Genomic DNA, 15,855 nt, shown 5'->3' on the forward strand with positions numbered 1-15,855 from the left:
TCAAACGCTGCCTCAAGCGCTACATCGCCCGCGACCTCTACCGACGCCTCGAAGCCGCACCCCAGACACTTGACGCGGCATAGGAGCGTCCCCGCGCCACGCCCCGCTGCCGTTGATCATGAGGTTGACGGTGCGATATGTCCGTCCCGATGCCGCTAACCTCATGATCGACGAGGTTGGCGGGGTGGGGAGTGGGTGCGGTGGAGGAGCGGCGGCGGATCGGGGCTTACGGGGTGCTGCGGGACGGGCGTGGGCGGGTGTTGCTGGCGCGCGGGTCGGAGCGGTGTCCGTATCCGGGGGTCCGGCAGTTGCCCGGGGGTGTGATCGAGCATGCCGAGCATCCCGCCCGTGCAGTCGAGCGTGAGTTCGCCGAGGAGACCGGGCTGGCGGTCGCGGCGGGCGCGATCCGGGCCGCGGTCGCCGACGTGGCCGTCTTCCGGACCGACGGTGTCGCGGTGCACACCGACCGGCTGATCTTCGAGGTCGAGGCGCGCGGCGGTGAGCTGCGGCCGGAGCCGGCCGGCGGCAGCGACGAGCTGGGCTGGTTCACCCCGGGCGAGGCGGCGGCCGTGCCGCTGATGCCGTTCACCGCCGAACTGCTCGGGGTGCCGGTGTCGCCGCTGCCGGCGGACCTGCCCCGGGGGCTGCCGCCCGGGCCGGCCGCTCCGCCCACCGACCGGCGCCAGCGCTTCGCCGCGTACGGGCTGGTCACCGACCCGGCCGGCCGGGTGCTGCTCACCATGATCGCCGACGGCTACCCGGGCGCCGGGAGGTGGCACCTGCCCGGCGGCGGCACCGACCACGGCGAGCAGCCCGCCGCCGGCCTGCTCCGTGAGCTGGTCGAGGAGGCCGGGCAGCTCGGCCGTGTGGTCGACCTGCTGGCCGTGGACAACCTGCACAACCCGGCCGCGCTCGGCCCGGAGGGGCGCCCGCTGGACTGGCACGGCGTCCGGGTGATCTACCGGGTGCGGGTGGACGTCCCGACCGACGCGGTGGTGACCGAGCTCGCGGGGGGCTCCACGGCGCGGGCGGCCTGGTTCGCTCCCGACCAGGTCAGTGGCCTGCGGATGACCGACGTGGCGGCCCGGGCAACCGGACATCGGGGGAGGTGACGCCCACTCACCGAGCCACCATGGGTCGCCTCCGGTACAGTCGGCAGTGGGGATTGGGCGACGAAAAAGGGCGTTGAGGCCCGAGATGGGAATGACTGAGCGGTTCGCGCGGTTAAGAGAGTTATAAGTACCGCCGGCAGCTATCGCCAACCCCCTATCCCCTGTGCAATGGTGTACTCCGCAAATGGGCTGCCGGGCCCGAAAGGTCCGGCACGAGACAGCCGGACACCCGCCCGCGTGGCGGTCACCCGATCCGGTGATGGAGGAAACGTGCCGAGAGCCCCATGGCGCCGGCGTCGTACGACTGACAGTCCGCGCCCCGCAGGGCGTCGCTGGGCGGGCCGGTTGCGCCGCAGCAGCACGTTCGCCCGCCAGGTGCTGCTGGTCCGGGTGGGCCGCCGGGACGGCGCCGCCGTCACCGGGACCGACCTGGTCACTCCCGACCACCGCTGGTCCGACCGCCAGCGTCTCCGCTACGGCCGCTACGACGCCGACGTCGAGGCCGCGCGGTACGACGCCGAGGTCGAGGCCGTGATGCCGGTCAGCCCGGCGCTCGGCCCGATGGCGCCGGTCGACGAGGCGGCGATGTCGATCCCGCTGCTGCCGGGCGAGCGCACCGCCGCCCGCCGGGCGAAGTTCGCGCTGGTCAACGCCTGCACCCTGAGCAGCCTCATGCTCGGCATGCTGGCGATCTTCCTGGCCATGCAGAGCGAGGTCCGGGTCGCGGCGCTCTGCCTGATCGCCTGCGTCGCGTTCGACGGCCTCGACGGGGCGCTGGCCCGCAAGCTCAACGTGGCCAGCCCGTTCGGCGCGCAGATGGACTCGCTGGCCGACATGTGTTCGTTCGGCCTCGCCGCCCCGGTCGTGGTCTACGCCTCGCTGGCCGGCTCGGTGCCGCCGGCGGCCGCCGCGGTCGCCTGCGCCCTGGTCGCGGCCTGTGCCGCGATCCGGCTGGCCCGGTTCAACGTCTCACCCAAGGACGGCCGGTTCTTCTGCGGCGTGCCGACCACCATGGCGGCCGCCGTGCTGGCCCTGACCGTGGCGATCGGGCTGCCGGTCTCCGGCCTGGTCATGGTCGGCGGCGTGACGCTGCTCGCCTTCGCCATGGTGTCCAGCTTCCCCTACGCGAAGCTCGCCCGGCTGGTGAAGCTGCCGCCGTGGCTCTGGCTGGCCCCGGTGGTCGGCGCGCTGGTCGACATCCGGCTCACCTTCGCCCTCATCGTGGTGGGCTACCTGGTCAGCGGCCCGGTGCTCTGGCTGCGCCAGCGCCACACCGCCTGACCCGTACCACCGAAAAGGGGCGCCGCGAGAGCGGCGCCCCTTTTTCGTGTCTGCGGGATCAGCTCCAGCGGGCGATGACCGTCGACCCACCGACCACCTTGTCGCCCGGGCCGACCAGCGGCTCGGCGGCGTCGGCCGGCAGGTAGACGTCGGTGCGCGAGCCGAACCGGATCAGGCCGAAGCGCTCGCCCCGGGCCAGCAGCGCGCCGACCGGCGCCCGCTGCACGATCCGGCGGGCGATCAGCCCGGTCCGCTGCGCCACCACCACCGTGCCGTGGTCGGTGTCCAGCACCGTGTAGGCCGCCACGTTGTGCTCGGCGTCCGGCTTCATGGCGTTGACGAAGCCGCCGTCGGCGACGAAGTAGTCGACCACCTTGCCGGCCACCGGCGAGCGGTTGACGTGCACGTCCAGCACCGAAAGGAAGACGGCGATCCGCAGCCACTCGCCCTCGCCGAAGCGCTCGTCGTGCAGCCGCTGCACCGAGAGGACCTGGCCGTCGGCCGAGGCGACCACGGCCGACGGGTCCTCCGGCACGTCCCGCTCCGGGTCCCGGAAGAACGCGGCCACCGGGGCGGCGGCCAGAGCCGGCAGCAGCCAGAGCCGGGACTTCGGCCGGGCGGCCCGGGCCAGCGCGGCCAGGCCGAGGGTGATGCCGGCGGCGGCCACCCCGTTGGAGTCGATGTGCATGCCCCGGCTCACCGGCACGCTCGACGGTCGGTACGCCGGGGAGAGCGAGGCGGCCAGCGCGGCCGGCGCCGGGGTGAAGCGCAGGTGGTGGACGCGTACCGGCGGGGAGTTGCGCAGCACCAGGTCGGTGCGGACGCCGTGCAGCACCCCCTGCCGGTCCAGCTCGGCCCCGGCCCCCTCGGTCCGGAACAGGGGCGCGGTCACGCTCAGCACGGCGCCCTCGGCGAGGTACTTCGCCAGCCCGTCGACGGCGTTCCGGGCCTCCTCGGCGGTGCCGGTGAGCGGCTCGGCGGCCATCACCACCGCGGCGGCGTCCGCCTCGGCGAGGGTGTCGACCACGCGTACCCGGTCGGCGACCCAGCGGCCCTGGGTCGTCACGTGCTCGCGAAGCGCGGTGGCGGAGGCGCCCTCCGCCGGCACGACGGTGAGCCGGTCGCCGGGGAGCAGCGCCTCGATCGCCGCGGCCAGCACCGCGGACTGCGGGGTCGCGCCGACCAGCAGGCCGGCCTTCGCGTCGTTGCGCCGGGCGAACTCGCTCACGAGGGTACGGGCGGCGCGCTCGCCGACGCGGACCGCACCGGCGGGACCGGTGACGCGCACGGCGGGGGACTGGGTCATCTCGGACGGGCTCCTGACGAGGTAGACGGAAGGCGGCGGGACCACCCCGGGCGACCCGGCCGACCGGGAGCCCCGGCCGCGACCGGGGCATGGGCCGGCCGGCGGAGGCGAGATCTCCACCAGCCAGCATAGGCCGCGTCGTCGGCGCTCCGCACCGCCGCGGTCAGCCCGGTCCGTCCCCGCCGGTACGCGAACCGCCCCCCGGCCGGTCGGCCGTCTCGTCGACCGCCGGCAGTTCGCGGGTGGCCGGCCCGGCCAGTCCCTCCCGCTCCTGGGCGGCGGGAAGCTCGCGGGTCGCGGGCTCGGACCGTTCCGGAAGCGCCGGCTCGACCGGGGGCAGTTCGCGGGTGACCGGCTCGCCCGGCACCTCGGGCGACCAGTGTGGTTCCCCGTCGGACGGACGGTCCTCCCGCGCCGCGAGCGGCACGTCGGTCACCGCGTCCGTGGCCCACTCGTCCGCCTCCTCGCCGGCCGGTGTGGCACCGGTCGGCGTGCCCGTCTCGTAGGGCGCGGCGACAGTGGCCTCCGCCGGTTGCGACTCGGTGTGCCGGCCCGAGCGCAGCGCGCCGACCAACCCGAGCAGTCCGATGAGGATCAGGGCTCCGGCCAGGAACCAGCCCACCGGGGGCAGCGCCAGCCCGAGGATCCGGGCCAGCAGCCACCAGGCGGACAGCCCGAGGAAGGCCAGCCCGAAGGCGAACGACACGATGTCGGTGCGGTGAGCCTTCACCGGGTCACCTCCAGGTTTCCGGCGTTCACGTGGACCAGCAGGCGTAGCGTGCCACCGCCGCGGCCGTCCGGTCCGAGGTCGGTGTTCTCCCACTGGCGGCCGTCCAACCCGCCGGTCCGCCGGCCGAAGACGCTGGCGTCACCGGCGTTCACGTCGGCCACCGTGGTGACGTCGACGTTCGGCGGCACGACCACCGTCGCCTTGCCGAAGTTGACCTCGACGGTCACCTGGGCGTCCTTCTTATCGAAGTCGACCCCGCGCAGGTCGAGCACGGCGTCGCCGAAGTTGTTCTCGTAGCGGTCGGCCAGGTCGCGGTAGTCGACGGGGGCCCAGGTGACGTTGCCGTCGATGCCGCGGATCCGGTCGTAGGACTCGGCGACCGTGGCGATGCCCAGCGCCGCCGCGGTCACCAGACCGAGTGCGATCAGCCAGCGGGCCCGGCCGAACCAGGTGCCCACCAGCAGCCCGAGCCCGATGGTGGCCAGCACCGCGGCGAAGTAGCCGGCCGCGCCGACCGGGAAGACGTCGAGCAGGTCGAGCATCGCCACCACGCCCAGCGCCAGGAAGATCAGCGAGAAGGTGACCGCGCCGAGCGCGGAGCGTTCCTTCGGTCGCTTCGGCGGCCGGGCCGGGCGGGCCGGCGGCGGCGGAGGGGGCGGCGTCGACCCGGCGTACGGGCCGTGCGGGGCGAACGGCGGCCGGTAGCCCCCCGGTGGCAGCGGCGCGCCCACCGGGGCGGGCGGCGGCACGGCGGCGGGCTCGCCGAGCGGTTGGCCGGTGGTCGGCGCGGCGGACCAGGCCGGCGCCGCCTCGGTGACCGGCCACGCCTCGCCGGCCCGGCTGCCCGGGACGGCCGGCGGCCGCGCCAGGGTGGGCTCCGGTTCAGACCAGGCGGGCCGGGCGGCGGCGGCCGCCGGCCAGCCGCCGGCGGAGACCGGCGCGGGCGGATAGCCCGGCTCGGGCCGAGCGGCCGGCGGCTCGCCGGACCACGGCGCGGGCTCGGTCGCCGCGCCGGACCAGGTGGCCGCCGGGACCGGCCCGGCGGCGGCCGGCACGTCGGTGGCGGGTGCGGCGGCCGGCGGCGCGGGCCAGGCCACCGGGGGCACCGGACCGGGCGGCGGGCCGGGGGGCGCGCCGGGCGCCGCCAGCCGGGGCGCCGGGCCGCGCTGGTCGCGGTTGAGCAGCAGCGCGCCGCCGATCAGGATCACCGCGCCGAGCAGGATCGCCCGGAACCCGTTGGTGACGACGTAGCCGAAGCCGACCGCGACCACGATGCTGAGCACGATCACGGTGATCGGGGACATGCTGGACCGACCGCGGCCGAGCATCGACTCCACCGGCGAGGCGGTGTCCCCCTCGCCGGGGATGATCAGCCACGCGGTGACGTAGACGAGGATGCCGATGCCGCCGAAGAAGCCCAGCACGGCCAGGAGCACCCGCCACAGCACGGGGTCGGTGTTGGTGGCCCGGCCGATCGCCGCGCAGACGCCGGCCAGGTAGCGGCCCTCCCGGGGGCGGACCAGCCCGTACCGGGAGGTGAAGCCGGCGCCGCCGGGCGGTGGGCCGTACCCGGTGGGTGGCGGGTCGGCGAAGGGTGGCGGGGCGGACCCGGCCGGCGGGGGCGCCGTGGCGTCGGCGGCGGTGGGCGCCGGCCCCGGCGGGGGTGGCGGTGGCCCGTCCTGTGCTGCCGCCCCGGGGCGGGGCGGACGGGCAGCGTCCTCGGTCATGCCTCCGATCCTGCTGCCCCGGCCGCCCGAGCGTCCTCAGGACCCGACCCTGACCCCACCCTGAGATCCCGGGGCCGCGAATGTCCGGGGCGTCCCCGTGGTCCGGGGCGGTCCGGCCGTGTGACGATCGGGACGTCGGCCGCCGCCGGCACGCCGTCCCCGACCCGGGAGCCTCCGATCAGCAGCACCGTCACCCCGCACCCCCCGCGCCTCTACCGGGCCACCGAGCACCGGCTGGCCGCGGGGGTGGCCGCCGGCATCGCCGAACACCTGGGCATCTCGGTGCTCCGGGTCCGGGTGGCCTTCATGGTGCTGCTCGGGCTGAGCGGTCTGGGGCTGCTGCTCTACGCCGCCTTCTGGGCGGTGGTCCCACCGCGGCCCGGCGACACCGCCGTCCCGCCCCGCCGCGACCTCACCCAGCTGCTGCCCTTCGTGGCGATCGGGCTGGGCGTGCTGCTGCTCCAGGTGGTCGCCTTCGACTCGGTCGGCGCGGCCGGCACCGCCGGCTGGCTGGTCGCCATCATCGCGGTCGGCGCCGGGGTGATCTGGCACCAGTCCGCGCCGGAGCGCCGCCGGCAGTGGGGCGGCTCGATGGCGGTGCCCTGGCTCGGCGTGGTGGTGGAGGAGAGCGACCGGCGCGCGTTCGTGCTCCGCTTCATCGGCGGCGGGGTGCTCGTCGCGGTCGGCATCATCGGCGTGGCGGCGGTCTACTCGCCGGCGCAGAACTTCGACGCGGTGCTCAACGGCATCATCTTCGCGCTGGTCGGGCTGGCCGGTGTGGGCGTGGTGACCGGCCCGGTGCTCTGGCGCACGTGGAACCAGCTCCGCTCGGAACGCGAGGGGCGGATCCGCGAGCAGGAGCGGGCCGAGCTGGCCGCCATGGTGCACGACCAGGTGCTGCACACCCTCGCCCTGATCCAGCGCAACGCCACCGACGTCAAGACGGTGCAGCGGCTGGCCCGGGGCCAGGAGCGCTCGCTGCGGAACTGGCTCTACAAGCCGACCGCCTCGCCGACCGAGCGCTTCGCGGCCGCCCTGGAGCAGGCCGCCGCCGAGGTGGAGGACACCTTCGCGATCACCGTCGAGGCGGTGGTGGTCGGCGACCGGGAGACCGACGAGCGGGTCGGCGCGATGGTCGCCGCGGCCCGGGAGGCCCTGGTCAACGCGGCCCGGCACGCCGAGGTACGCACCGTCTCGCTCTATGCCGAGGTGGAGCCGGAACAGGTGAGCGTCTTCGTCCGGGACCGGGGCAAGGGATTCGACCCGGATACCGTGGAGGATCACCGGCACGGCGTCCGGGGTTCGATCATCGGACGGATGAAGCGGCACGGTGGCCGGGCGGAGATCCGCTCCGAGCCGGGGGAGGGGACCGAGGTCCGGCTGATCCTGCCGATCAGCGGCTCCGGCTCCACGGCGGAAAGGGACAGATGATCATGGTCGAGCAGGAGCCGGTCGAGGGCGCGGCGCCCCGGGGCGGGCGGTTGCGGGTGTTCCTCGTCGACGACCACGCGATGTTCCGGGCCGGCGTCCGCGCCGAGCTGGGCGGGCGCGTCGAGGTGGTGGGCGAGGCCAGCACGGTGGCGGAGGCGGTCAGCCGGATCGCGGCCATGCAGCCGGACGTGGTGCTGCTGGACGTGCACATGCCCGACGGCGGCGGCCGCGCGGTGCTGGAGGCGATGCGGCGTACCCACCCGCAGGTGCGGTTCCTGGCGCTGAGCGTGTCCGACGCCGCCGAGGACGTGATCGGGCTGATCCGGGCGGGCGCCCGGGGCTATGTCACGAAGACCATCTCGCCGGAGGAGCTGACCGACGCGATCCGGCGAGTGGCCGACGGCGACGCGGTGTTCAGCCCGCGGCTGGCCGGCTTCGTGCTGGACGCCTTCGCGGCCCGGCCGGACGCGCCGGTGGCCGACCCCGAGCTGGACCAGCTCACCAACCGGGAGCGCGAGGTGCTCCGGCTGCTCGCCCGGGGGTACGCGTACAAGGAGATCGCGCGGGAGCTGTACATCTCGATCAAGACGGTCGAGACGCACGTCTCCAACGTGCTGCGCAAGCTCCAGATGTCCAACCGGTACGAGCTGTCCCGCTGGGCCGCCGACCGCCGGCTGGTCTGACCGCCCCGGGTGGGCCGGCCCGGGGCGTCACTCCGTGCGCAGCACGGTGAACGCCTCGGCCAGCCGGCCGGCCGGGAGGCCGGCGTTGTCGGCCATCGTGGTGAGCCGGTCCCGGACCCAGGTCGGCACGTCCAGGTGGGCGGTCTGCGACCGGTGCGCCGCCATCGCGGCGACCTTGCGGTCGACCTGGTCGGTCACGTCGACGACGTGGTCCGGGCCGGGCCCGCCGAAGTACCAGATCTCCCGGACCACCCACGGCTCCAGCCCCTCGTCGAGCAGTTCCGGGAAGGCGAAGCGGTTGCGCGAGTCGGGGTAGACGGCGCAGGTGGCGGCCTCGCCGACGGCCAGGTGGTCGGGGTGGCTCGGGCCCGCCAGGTGCTCCCAGCGGCGCAGCGGCGAGCTGGTCAGCACCCGGTCCGGCCGGAACCGGCGGATGGCGGCGCTGATCTGCCGGCGCAGCGTCAGGCTGGGGCTGAGGATGCCGTCGGTGTGGCCGTCCAGGAAGTCGACCCGGCGCACGCCGACCGCGTCGGCCGCGGCCCGCTGCTCCGCCTCGCGCCGGGCCGGCATCTCCTCCCGCGGCGTGTCGTCGAAGCCGCCGGAGTCTCCCCGGGTGGCGATGAGGTAGGCCACCTCGATACCCTCATCCACCCAGCGGGCTATGGTGCCCGCACAGCCGAAGTCGACATCATCCGGATGGGCAAAAACTGCGAGGGCTCGGCGGACGTCGGTAAGCACCGGAGCGGACGCGGGGAAGCTCACGGCGCTGAGCCTACGCGGGTGGTCTGGCCCCGTGTGGTCGTGTCTTACCTGTTCAGAGTGGCACGACACGGGTGTTTCATGATCTTTTCTCAAGTATCGGCAACGTGGCAAGCAACTAACGGCTTGATAACGGCACCTTCACGCAAAGGGCTGGTGGGTGTCACAGTGGCAACACCTCACCCCCCGGTGTGAGGCACCCCGTCGGGCCCGCCGACCACGTGACGCCGCCCCCATGCGCCGGTGCGTGGCCGATGACCCTGCGCGGTGTCTTCGTCGAAGGGTGTGGCGCCCGGCGGATCGGTCCCCCAGGGGGTGTCCCGATTTCCTTCGCGGTAATCCGGCGGCCTGTGGTTCGGGTCGTCGGTGGTGTCACCCCCCAAACGTGCGTGAAACTCACGACGGAACCAGGTTAGAAAGAGGAGGCCCCTCGGAATGAGAGTCTCGAAGCGGGCGAGCGGCGCGCTCGCGGTGGGCGCGGCATTCGCGCTCATCGCGTCCGGCTGCTCCAGCGGCAACGACGACGGTGGCGACGCCAGCGCCAGCAAGGACGGCGCGATCGTCATCGACGGCACCCAGCCGGAGAACCCCCTGGTTCCGGCGAACACCACCGAGACCGGCGGCGGCAAGATCGTCGACTGGCTGTGGAGCGGCCTGGTCGAGTACCCCAACAACGGTGGGGCGCCGCAGAACCTGCTGGCGGAGTCGATCGAGACGAGCGACTCGAAGGTCTTCAAGATCAAGATCAAGCAGAACACCAAGTTCCACGACGGCACCACCGTCAAGGCCGAGAGCTTCGTCAAGGCCTGGAACTGGGCGGCGTACGGCCCGAACGGCGCGCAGAACGCCTCCTTCTTCGCCGACATCCAGGGCTTCGGTGACACCTACACCGAGGACCCGGACGGCCCGGACGGCCCGAAGAAGGCCCCGGAGCCGAAGGCCAAGGAGATGTCCGGCCTCAAGGTCATCGACGACTGGAACTTCGAGGTCACGCTCTCCGCGCCGACCGCCGTGTTCCCGACCAAGCTGGGCTACAGCGCCTTCATGCCGCTGCCCGACGCCTTCTTCGCCACCACTGCGGCGGAGTTCGGCAAGAAGCCGATCGGTAACGGCCCGGTCAAGCTCGTCTCCTGGCAGGACGACGTCGAGCTGAAGCTCACCCGCTTCGACGACTACAGCCTGCGCGACAAGATGAAGATCAAGGACGTCACCGTCAAGATCTACCAGGACGACACGGCGGCCTACAACGACCTGCTCGCCGGCAACCTGGACTTCCAGCAGCAGGTCCCGGTCTCCTCGCTGGCCGGTGACAAGTGGAAGACCGACCTGGGCGAGCGGGCGATCCAGACGACGATCCCGTCGTCCGGCATCATCGCCTTCCCGATCTACGACAAGCGGTTCCAGAACAAGGACCTGCGTCGCGCCATCTCCCTGTCGATCAACCGGCAGGAGGTCACCGACAAGATCTTCTTCGGTAACCGCAAGCCGGCCGACAGCTGGGCCAACCCGCTGACCCCGGGCGCCGAGCCGGGCAACTGCACCGCCTGCAAGTTCGACCCGGTCGAGGCCAAGCGGCTGCTCCAGCAGGCCGGTGGCTTCCAGGGCAAGCTGACCCTGTCGTACAACGCGGACGCCAGCCACAAGGAGTGGATGGAGGCCGTCGCCCAGCAGATCAAGACCAACCTGGGCATCGACGCCGTCGCCGTGGGCGTGCCGACCTTCGCGGTCTTCCGGGCGAACATCAACGCCTACAAGATGACCGGCATGTACCGCGCCGGCTGGCAGCAGGACTACCCGGACGTGGAGAACTGGATCAACCCGCTCTACGTGACCGGCGGTTCCTCGAACGACGGCAAGTACAGCAACCCGCAGGTGGACGCCCTCGCCAAGGAGGCCTCGTCGGCCCCCAGCATCGAGGAGGCCCACAAGAAGTTCGCTGAGGCCGTCAAGCTGATCGACCAGGACGTGCCCACGGTTCCGGTCTACTTCAGTGGCGAGCAGTCCGGCCACTCGGAGAAGATCAAGAAGCTGGAGCTGAGCAACGTCGGCGAGCTCGACATCACCTCGGTCGAGCTCTGATCCGAACGGTCTGACCCCGGGTCGGGCTCGCCTACCGGTGAGCCCGACCCGGGGCCGTTCCGCGAGGGGGTGTACAACGAATCCCTCGCACGTTTGTCACGACGCGTGTCGGCCGCCCGGCGCGCCCCCTGTCAGGAGGACCACCCCATGGGCCGTTATCTCTTGAGACGGCTGCTGCAACTCGTGCCGGTGTTCATCGGCACGACGTTCCTGATCTACTGGCTCGTCTGGTCGGTGCCCGGCGACCCCTTCGCCGGCAAGTGCGGTGACCGTGGTTGCCCTCCGAACTACCGGGCCATGATGACCGAGAAGTACCATCTCGACGATTCGATCTGGGTGCAGTACGCCAGCTACATGAAGAACCTTTTCCAGGGCGACTTCGGTATCACGTTCGGCGGTCGCGAGATCAGCGACATCATCGCCACCTCGTACCCGAACACCCTGAAGCTGGCGGTGGTCGCGCTCGCCATCGAGGCCATCATCGGTCTCGGCGCGGGCGTGCTGACCGGTCTCCGGCGCAACGGCTTCCTGGACAACCTGGTCCTCGTCTCGTCGCTGTTCCTGATCGCGCTGCCGGTCTTCGTCATCGGCTTCGTGCTCCAGTGGTTCCTCGGGGTCAAGTGGGGCATCATCACCCCGACCGTCTCCAACGAGATGCGGTTCAGCGAGCTGCTCGTGCCGGGCTTCGTGCTGGGCAGCGCCTCGTCGGCGTACATCGCGCGAGTGGCGCGGACCAGCATCGCGGAGAACCGCCGCGCCGACTACGTCCGCACCGCCATCGCGAAGGGCCTCCCCATGCGCCGGGTGGTCGGCGTGCACCTGCTCCGCAACTCGCTGATCCCGGTGGTCACCCTGCTCGGCACCGACCTCGGTGCCCTGATGGGCGGCGCCATCATCACCGAGGGCATCTTCGGCATCAACGGCATCGGCCGCCAGGTGCTGCGGGCGATTGTCACGAAGGAGAGCGCTACCGTTGTCGGCATCGTGGTGGTGCTGGTGGTCGTCTATCTCGTGATGAACCTGCTGGTCGACCTGCTCTACGCCGCCCTGGACCCGAGGATCCGCTATGAGTGACCCGAGTACCGCGTCGATCGTCTCGACGCCGCCCGCGACCATGCCGACCGAGGCCGGCTCCGGCGCGCCCGTCAACGCCGGCCTGCCCGAGAACGCGCAGAAGCAGCAGAAGCCGCGCGGCCTGCTCGGCGACGCCTGGCGTGACCTGCGCCGCAAGCCGCTGTTCTGGATCTCGGCGAGCTTCATCCTGCTGTTCATCGTCATGGCCGCGTTCCCGCAGCTGTTCACCTCCGACGACCCGGTCAACGGCGCGCTGTCGCGCAGCCGGGTCGACCCGTCGGCCGACGCCTGGTTCGGCTACGACGTGCAGGGCCGGGACGTCTACGCCCGGACCATCTACGGTGCCCGGGCCTCCATCGTGGTGGCGCTGCTCTCCGTGATCGGCACCCTGCTGATCGGCGGCGCGATGGGCATCATCGCCGGCTACCGGGGCGGCTGGGTGGACGCGCTGCTCTCCCGGATCGCGGACATCTTCTTCGGCCTGCCGTTCGTGCTCGGCTCGATCGTCATCCTCACCACGTTCAACGGCTCGGGCACGGACAACAACGAGTGGCAGATCATGGGGCTGGTCATCATGTCCCTGACCGTGCTGAGCTGGCCGGTCGTGATGCGGCTGATGCGCTCCTCGGTGCTCGCCACCAAGGAGGCCGACTACATCGTGGCGGCGCGCGCGCTCGGCGCCGGCACCGGCCGGATCATCCTCAAGCACCTGCTGCCGAACTGCCTGGCCCCGCTGCTGGTCTACGGCACGATCATGGTCGGCTCCTTCATCGGCGCGGAGGCCACGCTGTCCTTCCTGGGCATCGGCCTGAAGAGCCCGGTCGTCTCCTGGGGCATCATGATCAGCGAGGCCCAGAACTACATCCGGGTCTCGCCGTTCCTCCTGTTCTTCCCCGCCGCGTTCCTCGTCGCCGCCGTGCTGAGCTTCGTGATGCTCGGCGAGGCGGTCCGCGAGGCCCTCGACCCGAAGCTCCGATAGGGGAACTGAGTTGTCCGACATTCTCGTGTCCGAGCAGTCCGCGCCGGGCACCGACGGATCCGGTCGCCCCTCGGGCCGCCTGCTCGAGGTCGACGACCTGCGGGTGGAGTTCCGCACCCGTGACGGTGTCGCCAAGGTCATCAACGGGGTGACGTACCACGTCGACGCGGGGGAGACCCTCGCCGTGCTCGGCGAGTCCGGCTCCGGCAAGAGCGTCACCGCGCAGACCATCATGGGCATCCTCGACACCCCGCCCGGCTTCGTCACCGGGGGCCAGGTCCGCTTCCACGGCAAGGACATGCTCAAGATGTCCGCCGAGCAACGGCGCCGGATCCGGGGTGAAGGCATTGCGATGATCTTCCAGGACTCGCTCTCCGCCCTCAACCCGGTTTTCACCGTCGGCTTCCAGATCGCGGAGCAGTTCCGCGTCCGGCGCGGCATGAGCCGTGCGGACGCCAAGAAGCGCGCGATCGAGATGCTCGACCAGGTGAAGATCCCGAACGCCAAGGGCCGGTACAGCAACTACCCGCACCAGTTCTCGGGTGGTATGCGGCAGCGCGCCATGATCGCCATGTCGCTGGCGCTCGACCCCGAGGTGCTGATCGCCGACGAGCCGACCACCGCGCTGGACGTGACCGTGCAGGCCCAGATCATGGACCTGCTCGGCGAGCTCCAGCGGGAACGGCGGATGGGCATGATCCTGATCACCCACGACCTCGGCGTCGTCGCCGACGTCGCGGACCGGATCGCGGTCATGTACGCCGGCCGGATCGTCGAGGAAGCCGACGTGTACGACCTGTACGCCAAGCCGGCGCACCCGTACACCCTCGGCCTGCTCGACTCGATCCCGCGGATGGACGAGAAGGGGCAGGAGCTCCGCACCATCAAGGGCCTCCCGCCGAACCTGATGAACATCCCGCCGGGCTGCGCGTTCAACCCGCGCTGCCCGATGGCGCAGCCGGTGTGCCGGGAGAAGGTGCCCCCGCTGCTGCAGTTGGGCCGGGGCCGGGCCAGCGCCTGCCACTTCGCCGAGGAGCTCGTGAACCGTGACTGAGAACATCATCGAGGTCCGTGACCTGGTCAAGCACTACCCCGTGACCCGGGGTGTGGTGTTCAAGAAGACCATCGGCCACGTCAAGGCGGTCGACGGCGTCTCCTTCGACCTGAAGGCCGGCGAGACCCTCGGCGTGGTCGGCGAGTCCGGCTGCGGCAAGTCGACGCTGGCCCGGGTGCTGATGAACCTGGAGAAGCCGACCGCGGGCCAGGTGCTCTACAAGGGCCAGGACATCTCCAAGCTCTCCGGCGGGGCACTGCGGCGCCTGCGCCGGCAGATCCAGCTGGTGATGCAGGACCCGTACACCTCGCTGAACCCGCGTATGACGGTCGGTGACCTGATCGGCGAGCCGTTCGAGATCCACCCCGAGGTGGCTCCGCGGCGGTCCCGCCGGGACAAGGTCAAGGAACTGCTCGACCTGGTCGGCCTCAACCCGGAGCACATCAACCGGTACCCGCACCAGTTCTCCGGCGGCCAGCGGCAGCGCATCGGCATCGCCCGGGCGCTGGCCCTGCGGCCCGAGGTCATCGTCTGCGACGAGCCGGTGTCGGCCCTGGACGTGTCGATCCAGGCGCAGGTGATGAACCTGCTGGAGAAGCTCCAGGCCGAGTTCGGCCTCTCGTACGTCTTCATCGCCCACGACCTGTCGGTCGTGCGCCACCTCTCCGACCGGGTCGCCGTGATGTACCTGGGCAAGATGGTGGAGGTCGGCACCGAGGACGAGATCTACGAGCGGCCGACCCACCCGTACACCCAGGCGCTGCTGTCGGCGGTGCCGGTGCCGGACCCGACCGTGCGGGAGAGCAAGGCGATCATCCGGCTCCAGGGTGACGTCCCCTCGCCGGTCAGCCCGCCCTCGGGCTGCCGGTTCCGCACCCGCTGCTGGAAGGCGCAGGACGTCTGTGCCCAGGAGGTGCCGCTGCTCCAGATCCGGCCGGGCTCGGACCACCCGAGCGCCTGCCACTTCGCGGAGAAGCGGGAGATCGTCACCACCCACGAGGCGGCCTGATCCACCCCGGACCGCCTGCCGGCGTCAGCCCGACGCCGGCAGGCGGTTCGTCGTATCCGGGGGTCCGTGCCGCCGCCGTGCTCCCGGGCCGCGGGCACCCCTCACAGCGGTCCGCGGCCGGCGCGCAGCAGCAGGAGTGCGAGCTGGGTGCCGTCCGCGCCGAGCGCCTTGCGGAACCGCTCCAGGATCTCCCGCTCCCGGGAGAGCACCAGCCGGGTGCCGCCGGAGGCCATCCGGGTGGCCCCGACCTCCTGGGAGAGCGCGGCCCGCTCCTGCCAGAGCGCGATGATGGTGCGGTCGATCTCGTCGATCCGCTGCCGGATCTCGCTGATCCGCTCGGCCGCCGCCGAGTCGTCGGTGCCGGTCCGGGCTGCCGCGGCCCCGGTCGGGTCGCCGCCGGCCGGCCGGTCGTGCCGCGCCGGGCCGCCGCTGGACTCCACCACGTCAGTCATCATCGTCGTACCCCTCGGGGTCTCGTGCCCGGTACCCGGATCCCGGGACGGAAAAGCCCCGGGCTCCAGGAGCCCGGGGCTTTTCGTAGGTCTGTGATCAGGCGCGACCCACGGCTGCCGGACTCCCGGTGCCGTAGTAAAAGTAGAAGCGCTGACCGAACACGCCGTCGAGTATGCCG

At 72.1% G+C, this 15,855-nt stretch carries 14 protein-coding genes; 9 read left to right on the forward strand and 5 right to left on the reverse strand.

The window, feature by feature from the left end:
- Nucleotides 1–200: 200 nt before the first annotated feature.
- Both AB0F68_RS25880 and AB0F68_RS25885 read left to right on the forward strand, forming a co-directional pair.
- Complete coding sequence (locus AB0F68_RS25880) at nt 201–1,112, forward strand: NUDIX domain-containing protein (protein WP_357342791.1); 912 nt, start codon at nt 201–203, stop codon at nt 1,110–1,112.
- A gap of 345 nt (nt 1,113–1,457) precedes the next feature.
- Entirely contained in the window at nt 1,458–2,393 is a 936-nt protein-coding gene (locus AB0F68_RS25885) for a CDP-alcohol phosphatidyltransferase family protein (RefSeq protein ID WP_357342793.1), read from the forward strand.
- Between the two features lie 58 nt (nt 2,394–2,451).
- Here the strand turns inward: AB0F68_RS25885 and AB0F68_RS25890 are convergent, their stop codons facing one another.
- The 3 genes from AB0F68_RS25890 to AB0F68_RS25900 form a co-directional block, all read right to left on the reverse strand.
- Nucleotides 2,452–3,699: a phosphatidylserine decarboxylase gene (locus tag AB0F68_RS25890; RefSeq protein WP_357342795.1), complete on the reverse strand. Its 1,248-nt coding sequence runs from the start codon at nt 3,697–3,699 to the stop codon at nt 2,452–2,454.
- 163 nt (nt 3,700–3,862) lie between these two features.
- On the reverse strand, nt 3,863–4,429 hold the full coding sequence (locus AB0F68_RS25895; RefSeq protein WP_357342932.1) for a hypothetical protein: 567 nt from the start codon (nt 4,427–4,429) through the stop codon (nt 3,863–3,865).
- The gene (locus AB0F68_RS25900; protein ID WP_357342797.1) at nt 4,426–6,156 is read right to left on the reverse strand and encodes a PspC domain-containing protein; all 1,731 of its coding nucleotides are present in this window, start codon (nt 6,154–6,156) and stop codon (nt 4,426–4,428) included. Before AB0F68_RS25900 ends, AB0F68_RS25895 begins: the two co-directional genes overlap by 4 nt.
- A gap of 177 nt (nt 6,157–6,333) precedes the next feature.
- Between AB0F68_RS25900 and AB0F68_RS25905 the strand changes: the two genes are divergently transcribed.
- Nucleotides 6,334–7,587 (forward strand): PspC domain-containing protein, encoded by a 1,254-nt coding sequence (locus tag AB0F68_RS25905; protein ID WP_357342924.1) that lies wholly within the window; start codon nt 6,334–6,336, stop codon nt 7,585–7,587.
- A gap of 2 nt (nt 7,588–7,589) precedes the next feature.
- Nucleotides 7,590–8,270, forward strand: a complete 681-nt coding sequence (locus AB0F68_RS25910) for a response regulator transcription factor (protein ID WP_357342798.1) — start codon at nt 7,590–7,592, stop codon at nt 8,268–8,270.
- A gap of 27 nt (nt 8,271–8,297) precedes the next feature.
- On the opposite strand, the gene AB0F68_RS25915 is transcribed toward AB0F68_RS25910, so the two are convergent.
- A complete protein-coding gene (locus AB0F68_RS25915; protein ID WP_357342800.1) occupies nt 8,298–9,032 on the reverse strand; it encodes a PIG-L deacetylase family protein in 735 nt (244 codons plus the stop codon).
- 432 nt (nt 9,033–9,464) lie between these two features.
- On the opposite strand from AB0F68_RS25915, the gene AB0F68_RS25920 reads away from it, so the two are divergent.
- The 5 genes from AB0F68_RS25920 (at nt 9,465) to AB0F68_RS25940 (ending at nt 15,224) form a co-directional block, all read left to right on the forward strand.
- A complete protein-coding gene (locus AB0F68_RS25920) occupies nt 9,465–11,108 on the forward strand; it encodes an ABC transporter substrate-binding protein (RefSeq protein WP_357342803.1) in 1,644 nt (547 codons plus the stop codon).
- A gap of 147 nt (nt 11,109–11,255) precedes the next feature.
- Nucleotides 11,256–12,182 (forward strand): ABC transporter permease, encoded by a 927-nt coding sequence (locus tag AB0F68_RS25925; RefSeq protein ID WP_357342805.1) that lies wholly within the window; start codon nt 11,256–11,258, stop codon nt 12,180–12,182.
- Nucleotides 12,175–13,161 (forward strand): ABC transporter permease, encoded by a 987-nt coding sequence (locus AB0F68_RS25930; protein ID WP_357342807.1) that lies wholly within the window; start codon nt 12,175–12,177, stop codon nt 13,159–13,161. Before AB0F68_RS25925 ends, AB0F68_RS25930 begins: the two co-directional genes overlap by 8 nt.
- 25 nt (nt 13,162–13,186) lie before the next feature.
- Nucleotides 13,187–14,215, forward strand: coding sequence for an ABC transporter ATP-binding protein (locus tag AB0F68_RS25935; protein WP_357342926.1), 1,029 nt, complete (start codon nt 13,187–13,189; stop codon nt 14,213–14,215).
- The gene (locus AB0F68_RS25940) at nt 14,208–15,224 is read left to right on the forward strand and encodes a dipeptide ABC transporter ATP-binding protein (RefSeq protein WP_357342809.1); all 1,017 of its coding nucleotides are present in this window, start codon (nt 14,208–14,210) and stop codon (nt 15,222–15,224) included. The genes AB0F68_RS25935 and AB0F68_RS25940 overlap by 8 nt, the downstream gene beginning before the upstream one ends.
- A gap of 101 nt (nt 15,225–15,325) precedes the next feature.
- Here AB0F68_RS25940 and AB0F68_RS25945 read toward each other — a convergent pair whose 3' ends face one another.
- Nucleotides 15,326–15,679: a chorismate mutase gene (locus AB0F68_RS25945; protein WP_357342811.1), complete on the reverse strand. Its 354-nt coding sequence runs from the start codon at nt 15,677–15,679 to the stop codon at nt 15,326–15,328.
- Between the last annotated feature and the right edge of the window lie 176 nt (nt 15,680–15,855).

Source organism: Micromonospora sp. NPDC023966 (genome assembly GCF_040639095.1).
Lineage (GTDB): Bacteria > Actinomycetota > Actinomycetes > Mycobacteriales > Micromonosporaceae > Micromonospora.